Here is an 18,497-nt window from a genome sequence, read left to right on the forward strand (position 1 = left end):
GACCAGACACCGATTGTGGGCGCGTCACGTAGCCGGGGTCTGGTCCTGCGGACCTGAGATGTACCGAGTTTGGTGGACATCCAAATAGGGGACAATACGTTCCATGGATACCAAACTCGTAAAATCATCTGAGAACCAGGTCTTCAGCCCGGAGTTCAAGCTCCAAGCGGTTGAACGCCTGAAGCAATGCGATAACGCCGCGGCGCTGGCGCGAGAGCTCGGCGTGCGTCGAAATCAGCTTTATAAATGGGCGAAGCGGGTCGACTTGGTCGGCCCGGACTTGGCGTTTCGACCGCCTGGGCGCCCGCCTGCTGGCGAGGAAGACGAGCTGACGCGGCTTCGCAAGGAGAACCTTCGCCTGGCACTGGAGCTCGAAATTCTAAAAAAAGCCGAGGCGTACTTCATGCGCCGATAGCGCTGAGGTACGCCTTCATTCGCGAGCATGCCGAGATGTTTCCGGTAGGGCTGATGTGCCGCTTGCTCGGCGTAAGTCGAAGCGGCTACCATGCCTCGCGCTGTCGCCCTGTGAGCCCGCGCGATAGCGCGGACATCGCCTTGATTGCGAGGCTTCATGAGATCGACGCGGAACACCGGCGCGCTGCAGGCGTCATCAAGATGTGGCAGGTGCTGCGCGCGGAAAAAAATCCATGCGGGCGAAATCGAGTGGCACGTCTACGACGTAGCGCCGGCATTCAGACGCTTCGAACCCAACGACTGCAAAGCAAACCAGCACCGCAACAAAAAGAACCGCCAGCCCCGAATCTGGTGAACCGGAAATTCAAGGTTGCCCTTCCAAACCGCGTGTGGGTGGGCGACATGACGCAAATCACCACACTGACGGGGATAAGCCATCTGTCGATATTCCTGGATTTGTCCACGCACGCTGTCATTGGCTGGGCGATGGGAACGAGCCAGACCGCCGCCCTGGCCGTGCAGACGATCGAAGCGGCCATGGAGCGATATCGCCCGCCGCCAGGGCTCGTTTGCCACACGGATCAGGGATCGCCTTACGGCTCGAAGAAGTTTCGCGACTACCTCGAGTCGAAGGGCGCAATTGCGAGCATGAGCCGCAAAGGGAACTGTCACGATAACGCGGTTGCGGAGAGCTTCTTCTCGAACCTGAAGAACGAGTTGACGCATCACTTCGTGTATGTAGATCACGCTGCCGCGGTTGCCGCCGTCAAAGATCATATTGAGGTGTACTACAATACAATCCGACTTCATCAATCGCTCGGCTACAAAACGCCGGCGCAGGTCCAAGCGCAGCACATGTGTTGCTAATTAACCTGTCCACCGAACCGGTGCATCTCAGACCTGACCCCATTTTGGTTAGGCGCGCAGCGCGTCGCGATCGCCTAGGACGGTCACCGTTTCACCATCTGCCGGCGCCACGACCCGGACACCATCGCGGCTGGCAGCTTCGCGCAGCTGCTCGCGCGTCACCGGGCAGTGGCTGATCGCTTCCATGTGGTTCGCCACCACCGTGCCTTGCGCGATCCGCGTGAGTTCGATGACTTCGTCGACGCCCATGATGATCTCGCCGCCCAGGTCGAAGCGCGCCCCGCCGGCCGGCACCACGCATACCTGCGGCTGATGCGCGCGCACGAATGCACGGACGTCGTCGGTCAGCACGGTGTCGCCGGACAGGTACAGCGACGGCTCACCGGGCAGTTCAATGAAGTAGCCGACCCCGTGCTCCATCGCCGCGCCAACCAGTCCGCGGCCGTGGCGGCAGCGCACCGTGCGGATCGCGCCGCCGAGGAAAGGCTGCGGCTGCGCGTGACCGTCGGCCAGCGGCAGCACATTCAGACCGAGCTGGCGCAGGTGCTCGCTGTCGTGCGGCGTGCAGATCACCGGCACCTGGCGCTCGCGCAGCCAGCGCGCGCCGGCGCGGTCGAGATGATCGAAGTGGCCCTTCTGGCAGTGCGTGATCAGGCAATGCGTCACTTCATCCAGCACCGCGCCGGCTGACTGCGGCAGTTCGACCGTGGGATTGCGCAGGCGCTTGCCGTCGAACAGGCGCAGCGCGGGCAAGGCGTCCTTCGTCGCCAGCATCGGGTCCACCAGGATGTGGTGCGGACCGGAGTGAATGACGATGGTGGCGTTTCTGAGCTGGATGATGCGCATGTCACTTCCTTCCTTAGTGGTGATATCGCGGCGTGCGGGCACGCCGCGGACCAAAGACTGGGGTCAGGTCCGCCGGACCTGACCCCGGGTTTGCCGGCACCGCGTGAGCTTGCCTTGAGCGACGTCCCGCCGCCAGTGGCGAAATGAATTCCTAAAATGGGATGTCGCGCACGGCCATGCGCTGTGCCGCGGATTGTTCGATGCTCCGGATGACGGCCTTGGCCGCGTCGGGCTGCTCGTCTGGCGTGCCGTTGCCAAACGGCGGCGCCGGATAGTATTCGATGCCGAGCTGGATCAGGCGCGCGGTCGCTTCGCCGGCCAGCAGGCCAGTGAGGAACAGGGCCGCGTCCACGCTGGCCGATACGCCGGCGCCGGTAATGAGCTTGCCGTCGCGCTGAAAACGGGACGGCTCCACCAGCGCGCCATACGCCGCCACCTTGTCGCGCGTGAACCAGTTGGTCGTCACGCGCCGGCCAGGCAGCAGGCCGGCGGCGCCAAGCAGTTCGGCGCCGTTGCAGATGCTGACCGTCCACTGGCTGGCCGCGTCGAGCCGGCGGATGCAGTCGAGCAGCGGCTGGTTCTCCAGCGCGGCGGCGACCCCGGGCCCGCCCGGCACGTACAGGATGTCGGTCGATTCCAGCTGGTCGAAGCGCCTGTACGCGATCATGCCGAGCCGGCCGCTGTCGGCCGCAACCACCCCTTCGGCGGTGGCCGCGAACTCCACCTCCATGCCGGGCACGTTGGCCAGCACCTCGTAGCCGCCGACGATATCGAGGGCGGTAAATCCGTCAAACAGCAAAATGGTCAAGCGCATGAGTTCCTCCTTTGGACGAAACGAATTATCGATCGGCGGGCGGGCGGAGAAAATTGGCGATAGCGCCCATTTTTATGGCAATATCGCCACATATGAAAATCAACATCCTCGCTTTTGACGGCTGCATGGGCATGGAAATCTTCGGCCTGTGCGATACGCTGCTGCTGGCCAACCGCGTCGCCCGGGCGGTGCGCGGCGCGAAGTCCGAGCCCTTGTTCGACGTGCGCGTGACCAGCCTCGCCGGCGGCAGCGTGAACGCGGCCGGCGGCCTGGCGATCGGCACGCGCAAGTTCCGTGCGTCGGCGGACATGCTGGTGGTGCCTGGCATGGACATCGGCGATCGCGATGGCTGCACCCGGCCGCACACCCGGCTTGCGGGCGAGGTGGCAGCCATCGGCAGGGCGTTCGCGCGCGGGGCGCCGGTGGCGTCGATGTGCGTCGGCGCATTCCTGCTGGCCGAAGCGGGGCTGCTGGACGGCCGGCGCGCGACGACGTCGTGGATGTTCGCGCCCGACCTGGCCCGGCGCTTCCCGCAGGTGCGGGTCGATCCCGAGGCGATGCTGGTGGAAGACGGCGGCGTGATCACCACCGGCTCGTTCTCGTCGGCCTTCGACCTGGCGATGCTGCTGGTTCGCCGTGTCGCCGCGCCGAAGGAGGCGAGGGCGGTGGCGCGCATGGCGCTGCTCACCGCGCGCGGCAGCCAGGCCGCGTGGGTCGATACGGCGATGCTGGCCCGGCCGCCGGCGCAGTTTTCGGATCACGTGCAAAGCTGGCTGTCCGAGCGCGTCGCCGAGCCGTTCGACCTCGCCGTGCTCGCGGCCGCGTTCCACGTCAGCGAGCGCACCATGCTGCGCCGGCTGAAAGCGGAAACGGGGCAGACGCCGCTGGGCTACTTGCAGGGCGAGCGGATCAACATCGCCAAGCGGCTGCTCGAGTCGGGCACGCTCAGCCTGGCGCAGATCACGGAGCGCGTCGGCTATCTGGACGTGGCCACCTTCAGCGCGCTGTTCAAGCGGCTGGTCGGGCAGTCGCCGGCCCAGTTTCGCCGCGCGTTCAACTACGGGGTCAGGTCCGGCGGACCTGACCCCATTCGTGTATCGTCATGACCATGTGGCCCTATCCAAAAGTCCTCGCCCATCGAGGCGGCGGCAAGCTCGCTCCCGAGAACACCATCGCGGCGCTCAAGTGCGGGCTGGCGCACGGCTTTCGCGCCGTCGAGTTCGACGTGATGCTCGCGCGCGACGGCGTGCCGGTGGTGATGCACGATCCCTACCTCGGCCGCACGGTGGCCGGCTCCGGCAATGTGTTCGACTACGACGCGGCCGAGCTGGCGCGGATGGACGCCGGCGGCTGGTTCGACAAGCAGTTTCAGGGCGAGCCGGTGCCGCTGTTCGCCGATTTTGCGGCCTTCTGCAAGGCCAGCGGCATCTGGATGAACATCGAAATCAAGCCAGCGCCCGGCTTCGAGGCGCAAACCGGCGCGGTTGTCGCCGAGGCCGCGCGCGCGATGTTCGAAGGCGAGCCGGGGCAGGCGCCGCTGCTGTCGTCGTTCAGCGAGACCGCGCTGGCCGCCGCGCGCGACGCCGCGCCGGAGGTGGCGCGCGCCTTGCTGCTTGACGTCGTCCCGCGCGACTGGCTGCACCGCGCACGGGCGCTGGGCGCGGTGGCGATCCATACCAATCACAAGCACCTGACGCAGGGCGTGGCGCGCGAGATCCGGCTGTCCGGCTTCGGCCTGTTTTGCTACACCGTCAACAACCCGATCCGCGCGCGCGAGCTGCTGATGTGGGGCGTGGACGGCTTCTGCACCGACCGGATCGACCTGATCGGCCCGGATTTCAGCTAGTCCGTTCAAGGGACGACAACCTGGAGACCGTCGTCCCTGCGAAGGCAGGGACCCATGCTGAGCCTCTCTCTGAGTTCAGCACGCTCAGTATGGGCACCTGCCTTCGCAGGTACGACAACATAGCTCCTGCCTACGCTATAATCAATTTTTTAAAGCATGCTGCCATCCTTCGCCCATACGACATGAAATCATCTGAAATTCGCGACAAATTCCTCAAATTCTTCGAATCGAAGGGACACACGATTGTCCGGTCCAGTCCTCTCGTACCGGGCAACGATCCGACCATGCTGCTGACGAACAGCGGCATGGTGCAGTTCAAGGATGTCTTCATCGGCACCGACAGCCGCCCGTACACCCGCGCCACCTCCGTGCAGCGCTGCGTGCGCGCCGGCGGCAAGCACAACGACCTGGAAAACGTCGGCTACACCGCGCGCCACCATACCTTTTTCGAAATGCTGGGTAACTTCAGCTTCGGCGACTACTTCAAGCGCGACGCGATCAACTACGCGTGGGAGCTGCTGACCAAGGTGTACGGCCTGCCGGTCGAAAAACTCACCGTCACCGTCTACATCGAGGACGACGAAGCCTACGACATCTGGGCCAACGAGATCGGCGTGCCGAAAGAGCGCATCATCCGCATCGGCGACAACAAGGGCTCGCGCTACGCGTCGGACAATTTCTGGCAGATGGCCGACACCGGCCCGTGCGGTCCGTGCACCGAGATCTTCTACGACCACGGCGCCGACATCCCGGGCGGCCCCCCAGGCTCGCCCGACGAAGACGGCGACCGCTTCATCGAAATCTGGAACCTGGTGTTCATGCAGTTCAACCGCGACGAAGCGGGCGTGATGCACAAGCTGCCGAAGCCGTGCGTCGATACCGGCATGGGCATGGAGCGCCTGGCCGCCGTGCTGCAGCACGTCCACAGCAACTACGAAATCGACCTGTTCCAGAACCTGATCCGCGCCGCCGCGCGCGAAACCGGCGTCACCGACCTGGAAAGCAAGTCGCTGCGCGTGATCGCGGACCACATCCGCGCCGCCGCGTTCCTGATCGTCGACGGCATCATCCCTGGCCCTGAAGGCCACGGCTACGTCCTGCGCCGCATCATCCGCCGCGCGCTGCGCCACGGCCACATGCTGGGCCAGAGCAAGCCGTTCTTCTACAAGCTGGTCGACGACCTGACGAAGGAGATGGGCGAAGCCTATCCGGAGCTGACCGACGCCAAGGACCGCGTCACCCAGACCATCAAGCAGGAAGAAGAGCGCTTCGGCGAAACGCTGGAACACGGCATGAAGATCCTCGAGGCGCAGCTGGCGAAAGACAGCAAGAACCTCGACGGCGCCACCGCCTTCACCCTGTACGACACCTACGGCTTCCCGCTCGACCTGACCGCGGACATCTGCCGCGAGCGCGGCGTGACGCTGGACGAAGCCGGCTTCGCCGCCGCGATGGAGCAGCAGAAGAAAACCGCGCGCGCCGCCGGCAAGTTCAAGATGGCCGCCAGCGTCGAATACTCGGGCGCCAAGACCAAGTTCGTCGGCTACGAGTCGCTGACCCACAACGCGTCGGTCATCGCGCTGTACGCCGAAGGCGCGCCGGTAGCGGAACTGAAGGCCGGCCAGAGCGGCATCGTGGTGCTCGACACCACGCCGTTCTACGCCGAGTCGGGCGGCCAGGTCGGCGACCAGGGCATCATCCGCGCCGACGGCGGCGCCTTCGAAGTGGAAGACACGCTGAAGATCCAGGCCGACGTGTTCGGCCACCACGGCGTGCTGACCCAGGGCTCGCTGAAGGTGGGCGACAAGGTCGACGCGGTGGTCGATGAAGAAAAGCGCGGCCGCACCATCCGCAACCACTCGGCGACGCACCTGATGCACAAGGCGCTGCGCGAAGTGCTGGGCGCGCACGTGGCGCAAAAAGGCTCGCTGGTCGATCCGGACAAGACCCGCTTCGACTTCAGCCACAACGCGCCGCTGACTGCCGAGCAGATTGCGAAGGTCGAGGCGATCGTCAACCGCGAGATCCTGCAGAACCAGGCAACCAAGGCGCAGCACATGTCGTTCGACGACGCCGTCAAGCATGGCGCGATGGCGCTGTTCGGCGAGAAGTACGGCGACGAAGTGCGCGTGCTCGACATCGGTTCGTCCAAAGAGCTGTGCGGCGGCGTCCACGTCGGCCGCACCGGCGACATCGGCCTCTTCAAGATCATCAATGAAGGCGGCGTCGCCGCCGGCATCCGCCGCCTCGAAGCGGTGACCGGCGAAGGCGCGCTGGCGCTGGTGCAGTCGCTCAATCGCCGCCTGCAGGAAGCGGCCGGCGCGCTCAAGACCAATCCGGAAGAACTGACCGCGCGTATCGGCCAGGTGCAGGACCAGGTCAAGTCGCTGGAGAAGGAACTGGCCGCGCTGAAGTCGAAGCTGGCGGCAGGGCAGGGCGACGAACTGGTGACCAAGGCGGTCGACGTCAACGGCATCAAGGTGCTGGCGGCGACGCTGGAAGGCGCCGACGTGGCGCGCCTGCGCGAGACGATGGACAAGCTGAAGGACAAGCTGAAGACGGCGGCCATCGTGCTGGCCAGCGTGGCCGACGGCAAAGTGAGCCTGATCGCCGGCGTGACTGCCGATGCGACCTCCAAGGTCAAGGCCGGTGAGCTGGTCAACTTCGTCGCGCAGCAGGTGGGCGGCAAGGGCGGCGGACGTCCCGACATGGCGCAGGCCGGCGGCACCGATCCGAGCGGCTTGCCGGCGGCGCTGGCTGGCGTGGTGGAGTGGGTCGGCCAGCGCGTCGCCTAATATCACCGAAGTCGGGGTCTGGTCCTGCGGACCTGACCCCATCTTGCAGTGACGACGAAAAATCAAAATGGGGTCAGGTCCGCAGGACCAGACCCCGTCCTTCGCCATTTATCCGGTTTGCATAGATTGTTTGCATCCTGAACACGGTCGTTGTTCTTTTGCAACGGTTCAAGTTTATTTTGGTGCGGTGCGTCATAATCCTCCAATTGGAGTAGTATGGCGTCATGAACACCGTAACCAACCTAGCGAACCCATCGATGAGTACGATCACGTTAGACAGCGACGTCATGGAATACCAGAAGGATCTCGATGCGCGCGGCCTGAATTGCCCCTTGCCGATTCTGAAGGCGAAAAAGGCGCTGGCCGAAATGCAAACCGGCGAGGTGCTGCGCATCGTCGCCACCGACTCCGGTTCCGTGCGCGATTTCCAGGCGTTTGCCAAGCAGACCGGCAACGCGCTGCTGGCGCACAGCCAGAACGGCCTGGAATTCACGTTCCTCATGCGCCGCAAGTAAGACCCCCAAACGGACCAGTCAGGTCCGTTTTTTTCTCCACGCCTGTTTTTATCGTTCGATCGCCGCGCACAAAAAAAGCCCGCGCATTGGCGGGCTTCGCAACGTCGGCGCCGGAATTCATTCGGCGCCATTACCTGCGTGCTTATCTCCCGGACTTGACCGAAATCGATGTCGTCGCCACGTTGTTCGACGTGTCGTAAGCCGTTGCGCTCAGCGTGTGCGTGCCTGTGCGCACGCTCACCGATTTGGTCAACTTTGCACCGGGCTGTTCCGCGACCTTGGCGCCATCGACGAACAACGCGATTTTCGCGACCGCGCGATCGTCGGTGGCCGACACTGAAACGCTGAACGAGCGCTTGGTGGTGCCGCCGGCCAGCGGCGCGGCGAACGCCACTTTCGGAGGCGTTACGTCGGCCGTTGGTCCTGGCGTCGGAGTAGGCGTTGGCGTCGGAGTCGGGGTCGGGGTCGGGGTAGGAGTCGGCGTCGGCGTCGGCGTTGGCGTTGGCGTCGCCGTTGGTGCCGCCTCGTAAGCGCCGATATCGATTTTCCCGTCGCTCGGACGCGCCTGGCTTTGCGCAACATGCACGTACTGCATGACCGGAACGAGCGAGACGCCCGATGCCGACACGCCTGGCGCCGTGCCCGCGTTGATCACCTGGATGTTTGCAGTCGGATGCAAATCGTAATTGGCGCGGTCGACGAACCCTGGCGCCACCGAACGGTAGTTGGTCCGGTCGATGCTCGACGCCTGCGTGCTTACGGTGCCGGTGCCGCCGAAGATATTATTCTGCAGCAGGGCTGGCACGGTCACGCCGCTACCCACCAGCACGAAGGTGCCGTGCGAACTGTCCTCGTTCAGGAAGGTGTTGTTGACGACATACAGATCCTTGCCAGGATTGGTCGCGCCTTCTTCGCCGTAGGCCAGCATGCCGGGATTCTGATTGGCCGAAGGCTGCTGGATCACGTTGCCGATGACGTAAGAGGTGCCCGCGTTCGGCAGGTCGATTTCGTAGCTTGGCTGGCCGCTGCCGGCGACGCCCGGGGCGCTGCTCGAGAAGCGGTTATAGGCGATGGTGTTGACCATCGCGCGCGACTTCAGGTTGTGACCGACGTTCGCATCGTGCGAATAGTTGTTGCGGAAGGTCAGGCTGGCCGCGTTGCCGATGTACAGGTTGTGGGTATAGCCGGTGCCGTAGCCGTTGTGGCCGAATTCGCTGCCTTCGATCAGGATGTTGCTGGTCGTTTGCGCGCCGCTCAGGATGCCGTTTTCGTTGTCATGCAAAAAGCTGTTGCGCAGGGTGAAGTTGACGCCTTCGAGGCGCAGCGCGGCGCCGTTCTGGTCCGGCACCTTGGCGCCAAACATCTCCACATTCTCGACGACGACATTGTTGCCGGTGATGACCCAGGTGCCTTTGCCGCCGGCGTTCGCGCCGTTGGCGTTAATCGCGGGGCGGCCATTCACGCCGCGAATCGTCAGGTTGCTCGCCGTCACGGTGCAGACGTCGCCGGAATAGGTGGTCCCGCCGGTGATTTCGACCACGTCGCCGGCCGCGGCGCGCGTGAGGGCGCTGCACGGCGTGGCGTAGGTCTTGCCAGGGCCGACCGACAGGGTCGCGGCGGAGGCGGCGGTTGCTGCACAGCACAGGAGCGAGGCGGCGGCGAGATCGCGCAGGGGAAAGGCGGATGAAGTGCGGGTGTTCGAGCGCATAGAAAATCCCAGGGAAGTGAAAGGGGGGTATTGCTACAGAATTACGCGGGGGAAACTTCGAGGGGCCTAGCGTAGCCGCTTTGTTGCTGCCTCGCTGTAAGAAGTTGTAACGTGTTAATATTGATAACGGTGCAATTTCGGCAAGATGCGTATGGCGGGTGCGCAATCGTGTGTCATTTTTGTAATTCCCCAAAAGAATCGAAATACTCTGGAAAGCATTGATCCGCCGGTAATTTTCTGAAGCGGGTGGTTCGGCGCGTCGGGTGACGGTTTTTTAGAGGACTCCTTCCACGCATTAATCGCACGACCGTGCTTTAATTTCGCCGTGCAGGTGTTTTTCTCTTATAATCTAGGCCACTCAAGGCAGTCACTGAATTTCACTTTTTCCAAAGGCCCCCCATGAAAGTCCTGGTCCCCGTCAAACGTGTGGTCGACTACAACGTCAAGGTCCGCGTCAAATCCGATGGCAGCGGCGTCGATATCGCCAACGTCAAAATGTCGATGAATCCGTTCGACGAGATCGCGCTTGAAGAAGCGATGCGCCTGAAGGAAGCCGGCAAGGTCACCGAAGTGATCGCAGTGTCGTGCGGCGTGACGCAGTCCCAGGAAACCCTGCGCACCGGCATGGCGATCGGCGCCGACCGCGCGATCCTGGTCGAGACGACGGCCGAGCTCGAGCCGCTGGCCGTGGCCAAGCTGCTCAAGGCGGTGGCCGACAAGGAAGCGCCGCAGCTGATCATCCTGGGCAAGCAGGCGATCGACGACGACTCGAACCAGACCGGCCAGATGCTGGCGGCCCTGCTGGGCTGGCCGCAGGCGACGTTCGCCTCGAAAGTGGTGCTGGAAGAGGGCAAGGTCACGGTCACCCGCGAAGTCGACGGTGGCCTGGAAACGCTGGCGCTCACGCTGCCGGCCATCGTCACCACCGACCTGCGCCTGAACGAGCCGCGCTACGTGACGCTGCCGAACATCATGAAGGCGAAGAAGAAGCCGCTCGACGTGGTCAAGCCGGAAGACCTGGGCGTGGACGTGGCGCCGCGCCTGAAGACGCTCAAGGTCGTCGAGCCGGCCAAGCGCTCGGCCGGCATCAAGGTGCCTGACGCGGCGACCCTGGTGGCCAAGCTGCGCACCGAAGCCAAAGTTATCTGATCGCGGCCACGCCGTTCGCTCTCACAAGAATAGGAATCATCATGGTCGCATTAGTCATCGCTGAACACGATAACGCATCCCTGAAGGGAAGCACCCACCACACCGTCACCGCTGCCGCACAGTGCGGCGGCGAAGTCCACCTGCTGGTCGCCGGCAGCAACTGCGGCGCCGCAGCGGCGCAAGCTGCCGCCATCGCCGGCGTCACCAAAGTGCTGGTCGCCGATGCGCCGCACTTTGCCGACGGCCTGGCCGAAAACGTCGCCGAGCAGGTGCTGGCCGTCGCCGGCGCCTACTCGCACATCCTGGCGCCCGCCACCGCCTACGGCAAGAACATCCTGCCGCGCGTGGCCGCCAAGCTGGACGTCGCGCAGATCTCCGAAATCACCAAGGTCGATTCGCCGGATACGTTCGAGCGTCCGATCTACGCCGGCAATGCGATCGCCACCGTGCAGTCGAGCGACAAGGTCAAGGTCATCACCGTACGCGGCACCGGCTTCGATTCGGCGCCGGCCACCGGCGGTTCGGCTGCAACCGAAACCATCGCCGCTGTCGCCGATTCGGGCAAGTCGAGCTTTGTCGGCCGCGAGCTGGCCAAGTCGGACCGTCCGGAACTGACGGCCGCGAAGGTCATCGTATCGGGCGGGCGCGGCATGGGCTCGGGCGAAAACTTCAAGATCCTCGAACCGCTGGCCGACAAGCTGGGCGCGGCGATGGGCGCATCGCGCGCCGCCGTCGACGCCGGCTTCGTGCCGAACGACTGGCAGGTCGGACAGACCGGCAAGATCGTCGCGCCGACGCTGTACATCGCCGTCGGCATCTCGGGCGCGATCCAGCACCTGGCCGGCATGAAGGACTCGAAGACCATCGTCGCCATCAACAAGGATCCGGAAGCGCCGATCTTCTCGGTGGCCGACTACGGCATCGTGGGCGACCTGTTCGACGTGGTGCCCGACCTGGTCAAACAACTGGGCTAAGCCACAATCTGTTGGACTGTCGTTCCCGCGCAGGCGGGAACCCATACTGAATATGAGCTGCGCAGGCGGATCCGAATCAGCATGGGGGCGGCGCATGCGTCGCCCCTTCGCGGGAACGACGTTTTTGGATATGCGTATTTAGGAGATCAAGGTGAGCTACAAAGCCCCGCTGAAAGACATGCTGTTCGTGATGAACGAACTGGCCGGACTGTCCACCATCAACAACCTGCCAGGCTGCGAAGACGCCACCGCCGACACGGTCGAGGCGGTGCTCGAAGAGAACGCGAAATTCTGCGGCAACGTCGTCGCGCCGCTGAACCACTCCAGCGACAAGGAGCCGAGCTTCTGGCACGACGGCGAGGTCACCACCGCCGGCGGCTTCAAGGAAGCGTTCAAGGGCTTCGGCGAGGCGGGCTGGCAGGGCGTGCAGCATCCGTCCGAATTCGGCGGCCAGGGCTTGCCCAAGCTTGTCGCCACGCCTTGCATCGAAATGCTCAACGCCTCGTCGATCTCGTTCGCGCTGGTGGCGCTGCTGACCGACGGCGCCATCGAGGCGCTGATGACGGCAGGCTCCGACGCGCAGAAGGCGACCTACCTCGAGCCGCTGATCTCCGGCAAATGGACCGGCACGATGAACCTCACCGAGCCGCAGGCCGGCTCCGACCTGGCCGCCGTGCGCACGCGCGCGGTGCCGCAGGACGACGGTACCTACAAGATTTTCGGCACCAAGATCTTCATCACCTACGGCGAGCATGACATGGCCGAGAACATCATCCACCTGGTGCTGGCGCGCACCCCGGATGCGCCTCCGGGCGTGAAGGGCATCTCGCTGTTCCTGGTGCCGAAGTTCATGGTCAACGCCGACGGTTCGCTGGGCGCGCGCAACGACGCGCACTGCGTCTCGATCGAACACAAGCTGGGCATCAAGTCCAGCCCGACCGCTGTGCTGCAGTTCGGCGACCACGGCGGCGCGATCGGCACGCTGGTCGGCGAAGAGAACCGCGGCCTGGAATACATGTTCATCATGATGAACGCGGCGCGTTTCGCCGTCGGCATGCAGGGCATCGGCCTGGCCGACCGCGCGTACCAGCAGGCGGTGGCGTTCGCCAAGGACCGCGTGCAGTCGCGCGACCTGGCCGGTTCGGCCGGCCCTGTGTCGATCATCCATCACCCGGACGTGCGCCGCATGCTGATGTCGATGCGCGCCCACACCGAGGCGGCGCGCGCGCTGGCCTACGTCGGCGCCGGCATCAGCGACCTGGCGCACCACCATCCAGACGCGGATACCCGCAAGGCCAACCTGGCGATCTATGAGTACCTGGTGCCGGTGATCAAAGGCTGGTCGACCGAGATGTCGCAGGACGTCACGCGCGACGGCGTGCAGGTCCATGGCGGCATGGGCTTCATCGAGGAGACGGGCGCGGCGCAGCACTACCGCGACGCCAAGATCCTCACCATCTACGAAGGCACCACCGCGATCCAGGCCAACGACCTGGTGGGCCGCAAGACGGTGCGCGACGGCGGCGCCGTGGCCAAGAGCCTGATCGCCGAAGTGCGCGCGACAGCGGAGCAACTGCAGCAGACCGGCGGCGGCGACTTCAACGCCATCGCGCGCCAGCTGGACGAGGGCGCCACTGCGCTGGAATCGGTGGTGGAGTTCATGGTCTCCACGGTCAAGTCCGACATCAAGGGCGTGTACGCCGGCAGTGTGCCTTACCTGCGCCTGGCCGGCATCGTGCTGGGCGGATGGCAGATGGGCCGCGCGGCGCTGGTGGCGCGGCAGAAGCTCGATGACGGCGACGGCGATGCGGCCTTCTACAAGGCCAAGATCGCCACCGCGCGCTTTTTCGCCGATCACATCCTGTCGCAGGCGGCGAGCCTGCGCACGGCGATCGTCGAAGGCAGCGCCGGCGTGCTGGCGCTGGGCGAAGACCAGTTCTGATACTTGACTAGTCAAGTAAAAAAGCAGCCCGCGCGGCTGCTTTTTTTTCGGCCACTCGGCCCCTGCGCCGATCGAGGGGGCAGACCCGGCGATCGAGGGGTCAGACCCCGGTGTTGCTTTTTTTGGGTCTGACCCCGTTGTGGGTTGGCGCTGACGAATCCGGGGTCCGACCCTGAAAAGAAGAACCGGGGTCAGACCCCTGCTGACAGCGCGGCAAGAAAGTTGTCACTATTTTTTTTAGTGCCTGTTACTTTTCGCCAAATTTGGCGGATTAATTTGATGTATCTTATGCGGCGCAACTTATGCCACCAAACAGGAAAACTATTGTGAATCTGGTCACCTTGTCATCGCGCCTGACCGGCGTTTTGTTTTTGGGCGCGCTGCTCGCTTCATGCGGCGGCGGCGGCGGTTCATCGAGCCCGGCTCCGGTTCCGGTTCAAACGCCGGCCTGCAGCAGCGTCCGTATCGACGCGGACGCCACCATCGCCGCCGGCAAGACGGGCGGCGCGACCGCGCTCGCGTGCAGCGGCACGCTGGCCGACGTGACCTGGACCCAGGAAAGCGGCCCCGCCGTGACCCTGCTCGCTTCGCGCAGCGCGACGGTCTCGTTCGAGCCTGGCGTGGCCGGCACCATCCGGCTGCGCGCCGACATGCACCTGGCCGACGGCACCGCCGCCAGCGCCACGACCGACGTCGTCGTGACCGCGCCGGTGGCCGGCAGCTCCCTGACCGTGCGCGCCGACCACTCGGTACGCCCGCAAATGGACACCTCGGTGCGCGCCTGGCCGACGCTGGCCAGCGGCGAAACGGTTTCCAGCATCGTCTGGACCCAGACCGCGGGCCCGGCGGTGACGATGGATACGACCAACCCGCGGGTGCTGATGTTCAAGTCGCCGGCCACTTCCACCGACACCGTGCTCAAGTTCCGCGCGGTGCTGACCACCAGCAGCGGGCGCCAGGATGCCGACGACGTGATGGTCGGCGTCGAGACCCAGGCCGCCAAGCCGAACGGCTACATGTTCGACGCCACCGAGCGCGTCCATCCGTACCGCTCGACCGGCGTGTACACCAGCGTGCTGACCCGCTGCGTGTATGACATCAGCCTGTTCTACGTCGATTCGAGCCACACCAATTTCTGCTCCGCCGCGACCTTGCCGCTGCTGCAGACCGAAGCGGGGCCGGGCGCGGTGCCGAGCGTGGCGCAGATCATGGGCCGCGTGCTGGTGTCGCACGACTTCCTCGGCGCGAACTTCGAGCAGTTCCTGCTGACCCAGGACCCGTACGGCGACTTCCGCCGCCTGTTCGCCGGCGTGTCGGCGATCGTGCTCGGCTCGCACGTGCGTCCGAGCTACTACACCTCGGCGACCGGCGCGATCTACCTCGACGCCAACAACTTCTGGCTCACGCCCGAGCAGCGCGACGTGGTCACCGAAGTGCCCGACTACCGCCTGGCCTACGCCGACGCGCTCAACTACAGCAGCTTCGGCCGCCTGGTGAAAAACAACGACTACGCGCGGCGCAGCTTCCCGTCGACTTTGCGCGTCACGCGCGACACGCCGGACCTGATCGTCGACCTCGGCCGCCTGCTGTATCACGAGCTGAGCCACGCCAGCGACTTCTACCCGACCACCGACCGCAGCCTGACGCCGGCCCTGTCGATCTACGCCAACGCGGTGCCGCGCATCGCGGCGAAGTCGCTGCCGTCGGACGCGCTCGCGGCCCAGTATCCGCTGCGCTCGGCCGAGATGAAGGCGCTGGGCCAGGTGCTGTTCCAGGGCGCCACGCCGACCGATGCGCAAAAGGCCTACACCGCGGCCCAGGTCGGCAGCTTCTTCGGGCCGGATGTCGCGTCGGACGACTACGCCTACTCGATCTACAAGGACAACAATTCGCGCGAAGACCTCGCGATGCTGTTCGAGGAGTTCATGATGAGCTACCGGCATGGAATCCAGTACGACATCGCGTTCACCAACGTCTTCAAGGACAACATGACCTTCGACGACGTGATCGTTGCGTGGGGCGAGCGCGGGCGCATTGCCGAGCCGTCGATCAAGCCGCGCATCAAGCTGGTGGTCGACCGGATTGCGCCGTGGATCGGAGCGGCGGCGGTGGACACGCTGCCGGCGCCAATCATGATGCGGGTGGGGCAGAGCTGGACGGCCAACCTGGCGATCAGCCCGGCAGGCAATGCGGTGCAGCCGTCGAGCCTGCGGATGGGGGTGACTGGCAGCGCGCCGCGTGCGGTGCGTGACGATTTGCAGGGCGCCCGCCGGAGCCACTAGAGGTTGGGCAGCGGGGTCTGGTCCTGCGGACCCGCCCCCGCTACCGCAGACGCCAGCACATCGGGGTCAGGTCCTGCGCGACCTGACCCCATTTTATTTGCGCCAGCGAATCAGCCGTAGGCCCCGCCGGTGTACAGCAAGTCGAACAGGCGCGCCATGGTGGCAATCACCACCGTAGCGCCCACCAGCAGGGTCGCGACCAATCCCAGCGCCAGCAGCGGCCCCGAGTCCGACGCTCGTCCGCTGCCGCCGTTGTAGCGCGCATCGAATTTCTCGTCCGGCATCACCCCGATCACCAGCGCCTCGATGAAGCCCGCAATCGCCGACACGGTCAGCGGCAGCAGCTTCCAGAAGACGTTCGCCCCGGGCGCCGCCGCCATCAGCGCCAGCGTGCCCGCCACGCCCGCGTAGTGTGCCAGCGCCAGGCGGTCGCCGGCGCCACGCAGGTAGATCCGGTGGATCCCGGCCGCGCCGCCCAGCAGCGCCGTCCAGGTCGCGAAAGTCTTGTTCTTGTGCGTTGCACTCATGAATTGATGCCAGCCATTATCAGGAAAGCACGCAGTATCGTCCAAAAAGCCGCACCCGGCAGCCTTTTTTGGGAATAGGCTTTGCCGAAGAGGCCATAAATCGGCGATAATGCTCGACTTCGGCCCGAATTGCGCGCCCTGTAATCATTACCGCTTGCTGCTGTGCGGCATTGCGCGCTATAATTGTCGGCTTTTTCCGCCCAGCATAACTTTTTGGATTTAATTATGGTCGTTATTCGTTTAGCTCGTGGAGGCGCCAAGAAGCGCCCGTTCTTCAACATCGTTGCAACGGACTCGCGCAATCGCCGCGACGGCCGCTTCATCGAGCGCATCGGTTTCTACAACCCGATGGCAGCTGGTGGCGAAGTCGGCCTGCGTATCACCGCAGACCGTCTGGCTTACTGGCAAGGCGTTGGCGCACAACTGTCGCCAACCGTTGCACGCCTGGTGGCTTCGCAGCCAGCAGTAGCAGCGTAATTTTGCTAGGCCAGGTTTGACCGAGCAGCAAATCCCCGACGACCTGGTTCAAGTCGGGTACGTGTCGGGCGCCTACGGCGTCACCGGGTCGATTCGGGTCACCCCGTTTTCGGCCGACGCCGACGCGCTGCTGAACGTGAAAACCTGGTGGCTGGATAAACCCGGCCAGCATGCCGTTTCGGTACGGACGGCAAAACTGCACGGCGGCGACGTCGTGGCCCAGTTGGTTGGTGTGGTGGGGCGGGATGCCTCCGAGGCGCTGAAAGGCGCCGCAGTGACGATCCCGCGCAGCCAGTTCCCCGAACTGCCGGCCGATGAATTCTACTGGTCCGACCTGATCGGGCTGGATGTCGTTAACCTCGCGGGCGAAGCGCTCGGCCAGGTGAACGACATGATGGACAATGGCGTGCAATCGATCCTGCGCATTACGCCGGTCGCGCAAGAGGGTGTGAAAGCGCCCGAACGCCTGATCCCGTATGTCGACCAATACGTCAGGCAGGTTGACCTTGCAGGCAAAAAAATTACTGTGGACTGGGGCCTGGATTATTAAGGGCCAGTGGACGAAGCGAATCATGAAGGGAAAACGCGATGCAATTTGACGTCGTGAGCTTGTTTCCCGAGATGTTCGCCGCGTTGACGCAGTCGGGTGTGACCCGCCGCGCCTTCGAGCAGCAGCGCTGGGGCCTGTCGCTGTGGAATCCGCGCGATTTCACCACCGACAATCACCGCACCGTGGACGACCGCCCGTACGGCGGCGGTCCCGGCATGGTGATGCTGGCGAAGCCGCTCGAAGCGGCGATCGCCGCGGCGAAGGAGCGCCAGGTCGCACTGGGCCTTGCCGCGCCGCGCGTGGTGTTCATGTCGCCGCAAGGCCGGCCGCTGACGCACGAGCGGGTGATGCAGTTGAAGGACGAGCCGGGCCTGGTGGTGCTGTGCGGACGCTACGAAGCGGTCGACCAGCGCCTGCTGGACCGGGTAGTCGATGAAGAAATCAGCCTCGGCGATTTCGTGCTGTCCGGCGGCGAACTGCCGGCGATGGCGCTGATGGATGCGGTGGTGCGGCAGTTGCCGGGCGTGCTGGGCGACGACGCTTCGGCGGTCGAAGACAGTTTCGTCAACGGCCTGCTCGATTCGCCGCATTACACGCGCCCCGAGACGTACGAAGGCGTCAGCGTGCCGCCGGTCCTGATGGGTGGCAACCACGCCGAGATCGTCAAGTGGCGGCGCCAGAAGATGTTAGAGGCGACCGCGCGCAAGCGGCCAGACTTATTGGCCAGGGCGCGCGAAGCCGGCATCCTGACGAAAGCCGACGAAAAGTTTTTGGCAGGTTTATAAAAACCT

Annotated in this window: 17 protein-coding genes; 13 read left to right on the forward strand and 4 right to left on the reverse strand. The window is 64.6% G+C overall.

Annotated elements, in window-relative coordinates; genetic code table 11:
• The first annotated feature begins 103 nt into the window (after positions 1–103).
• Both Q4S45_RS02920 and Q4S45_RS02925 read left to right on the forward strand, forming a co-directional pair.
• Positions 104–415, forward strand: a complete 312-nt coding sequence (locus tag Q4S45_RS02920) for a transposase (RefSeq protein WP_305505222.1) — start codon at positions 104–106, stop codon at positions 413–415.
• 17 nt (positions 416–432) lie between these two features.
• The gene (locus tag Q4S45_RS02925; RefSeq protein ID WP_305512030.1) at positions 433–1,281 is read left to right on the forward strand and encodes an IS3 family transposase; all 849 of its coding nucleotides are present in this window, start codon (positions 433–435) and stop codon (positions 1,279–1,281) included.
• A gap of 48 nt (positions 1,282–1,329) precedes the next feature.
• Here the strand turns inward: Q4S45_RS02925 and Q4S45_RS02930 are convergent, their stop codons facing one another.
• The gene (locus tag Q4S45_RS02930) at positions 1,330–2,127 is read right to left on the reverse strand and encodes an MBL fold metallo-hydrolase (protein ID WP_305508980.1); all 798 of its coding nucleotides are present in this window, start codon (positions 2,125–2,127) and stop codon (positions 1,330–1,332) included.
• A 151-nt stretch (positions 2,128–2,278) separates the two neighbouring features.
• Positions 2,279–2,941 carry a DJ-1/PfpI family protein gene (locus Q4S45_RS02935; protein WP_305508981.1) on the reverse strand — a complete coding sequence of 221 codons (663 nt, stop codon included), beginning with the start codon at positions 2,939–2,941 and terminating at the stop codon, positions 2,279–2,281.
• 92 nt (positions 2,942–3,033) lie between these two features.
• Here Q4S45_RS02935 and Q4S45_RS02940 point away from each other — a divergent pair, with 92 nt between their 5' ends.
• The 4 genes from Q4S45_RS02940 (at position 3,034) to Q4S45_RS02955 (ending at position 8,097) form a co-directional block, all read left to right on the forward strand.
• The gene (locus Q4S45_RS02940; RefSeq protein WP_305508983.1) at positions 3,034–4,047 is read left to right on the forward strand and encodes a GlxA family transcriptional regulator; all 1,014 of its coding nucleotides are present in this window, start codon (positions 3,034–3,036) and stop codon (positions 4,045–4,047) included.
• Between the two features lie 2 nt (positions 4,048–4,049).
• Positions 4,050–4,787, forward strand: coding sequence for a glycerophosphodiester phosphodiesterase (ugpQ, locus tag Q4S45_RS02945; protein ID WP_305512031.1), 738 nt, complete (start codon positions 4,050–4,052; stop codon positions 4,785–4,787).
• A gap of 182 nt (positions 4,788–4,969) precedes the next feature.
• Positions 4,970–7,582 (forward strand): alanine--tRNA ligase, encoded by a 2,613-nt coding sequence (gene alaS / locus Q4S45_RS02950; protein ID WP_305508985.1) that lies wholly within the window; start codon positions 4,970–4,972, stop codon positions 7,580–7,582.
• A gap of 287 nt (positions 7,583–7,869) precedes the next feature.
• A complete protein-coding gene (locus Q4S45_RS02955) occupies positions 7,870–8,097 on the forward strand; it encodes a sulfurtransferase TusA family protein (protein WP_305512032.1) in 228 nt (75 codons plus the stop codon).
• Positions 8,098–8,239: 142 nt separating this feature from the next.
• Here Q4S45_RS02955 and Q4S45_RS02960 read toward each other — a convergent pair whose 3' ends face one another.
• Complete coding sequence (locus Q4S45_RS02960; RefSeq protein WP_305508987.1) at positions 8,240–9,805, reverse strand: Ig-like domain-containing protein; 1,566 nt, start codon at positions 9,803–9,805, stop codon at positions 8,240–8,242.
• A gap of 399 nt (positions 9,806–10,204) precedes the next feature.
• On the opposite strand from Q4S45_RS02960, the gene Q4S45_RS02965 reads away from it, so the two are divergent.
• The 4 genes from Q4S45_RS02965 to Q4S45_RS02980 all read left to right on the forward strand — a co-directional run bounded on the left by Q4S45_RS02965 (position 10,205) and on the right by Q4S45_RS02980 (position 16,152).
• The gene (locus Q4S45_RS02965) at positions 10,205–10,954 is read left to right on the forward strand and encodes an electron transfer flavoprotein subunit beta/FixA family protein (RefSeq protein WP_305508989.1); all 750 of its coding nucleotides are present in this window, start codon (positions 10,205–10,207) and stop codon (positions 10,952–10,954) included.
• Between the two features lie 41 nt (positions 10,955–10,995).
• Complete coding sequence (locus Q4S45_RS02970; RefSeq protein ID WP_305508991.1) at positions 10,996–11,928, forward strand: electron transfer flavoprotein subunit alpha/FixB family protein; 933 nt, start codon at positions 10,996–10,998, stop codon at positions 11,926–11,928.
• 151 nt (positions 11,929–12,079) lie between these two features.
• Positions 12,080–13,870: an acyl-CoA dehydrogenase gene (locus Q4S45_RS02975; RefSeq protein WP_305508993.1), complete on the forward strand. Its 1,791-nt coding sequence runs from the start codon at positions 12,080–12,082 to the stop codon at positions 13,868–13,870.
• A 326-nt stretch (positions 13,871–14,196) separates the two neighbouring features.
• On the forward strand, positions 14,197–16,152 hold the full coding sequence (locus tag Q4S45_RS02980) for a hypothetical protein (RefSeq protein ID WP_305508995.1): 1,956 nt from the start codon (positions 14,197–14,199) through the stop codon (positions 16,150–16,152).
• 110 nt (positions 16,153–16,262) lie between these two features.
• Here the strand turns inward: Q4S45_RS02980 and Q4S45_RS02985 are convergent, their stop codons facing one another.
• The gene (locus tag Q4S45_RS02985; RefSeq protein WP_305508997.1) at positions 16,263–16,679 is read right to left on the reverse strand and encodes a hypothetical protein; all 417 of its coding nucleotides are present in this window, start codon (positions 16,677–16,679) and stop codon (positions 16,263–16,265) included.
• Between the two features lie 225 nt (positions 16,680–16,904).
• Here Q4S45_RS02985 and rpsP point away from each other — a divergent pair, with 225 nt between their 5' ends.
• Genes rpsP through trmD form a run of 3 tightly spaced genes read left to right on the forward strand, consistent with a single transcriptional unit; the run spans position 16,905 to position 18,491 of the window.
• Positions 16,905–17,156 carry a 30S ribosomal protein S16 gene (gene rpsP / locus Q4S45_RS02990; protein WP_099791876.1) on the forward strand — a complete coding sequence of 84 codons (252 nt, stop codon included), beginning with the start codon at positions 16,905–16,907 and terminating at the stop codon, positions 17,154–17,156.
• Positions 17,157–17,172: 16 nt separating this feature from the next.
• On the forward strand, positions 17,173–17,706 hold the full coding sequence (rimM, locus tag Q4S45_RS02995; protein ID WP_305508999.1) for a ribosome maturation factor RimM: 534 nt from the start codon (positions 17,173–17,175) through the stop codon (positions 17,704–17,706).
• A gap of 38 nt (positions 17,707–17,744) precedes the next feature.
• Positions 17,745–18,491 carry a tRNA (guanosine(37)-N1)-methyltransferase TrmD gene (gene trmD / locus Q4S45_RS03000; RefSeq protein WP_305509001.1) on the forward strand — a complete coding sequence of 249 codons (747 nt, stop codon included), beginning with the start codon at positions 17,745–17,747 and terminating at the stop codon, positions 18,489–18,491.
• Positions 18,492–18,497 lie beyond the last annotated feature (6 nt).

This window comes from Massilia sp. R2A-15 (assembly GCF_030704305.1).
Taxonomy (GTDB): domain Bacteria; phylum Pseudomonadota; class Gammaproteobacteria; order Burkholderiales; family Burkholderiaceae_D; genus JAFCUW01.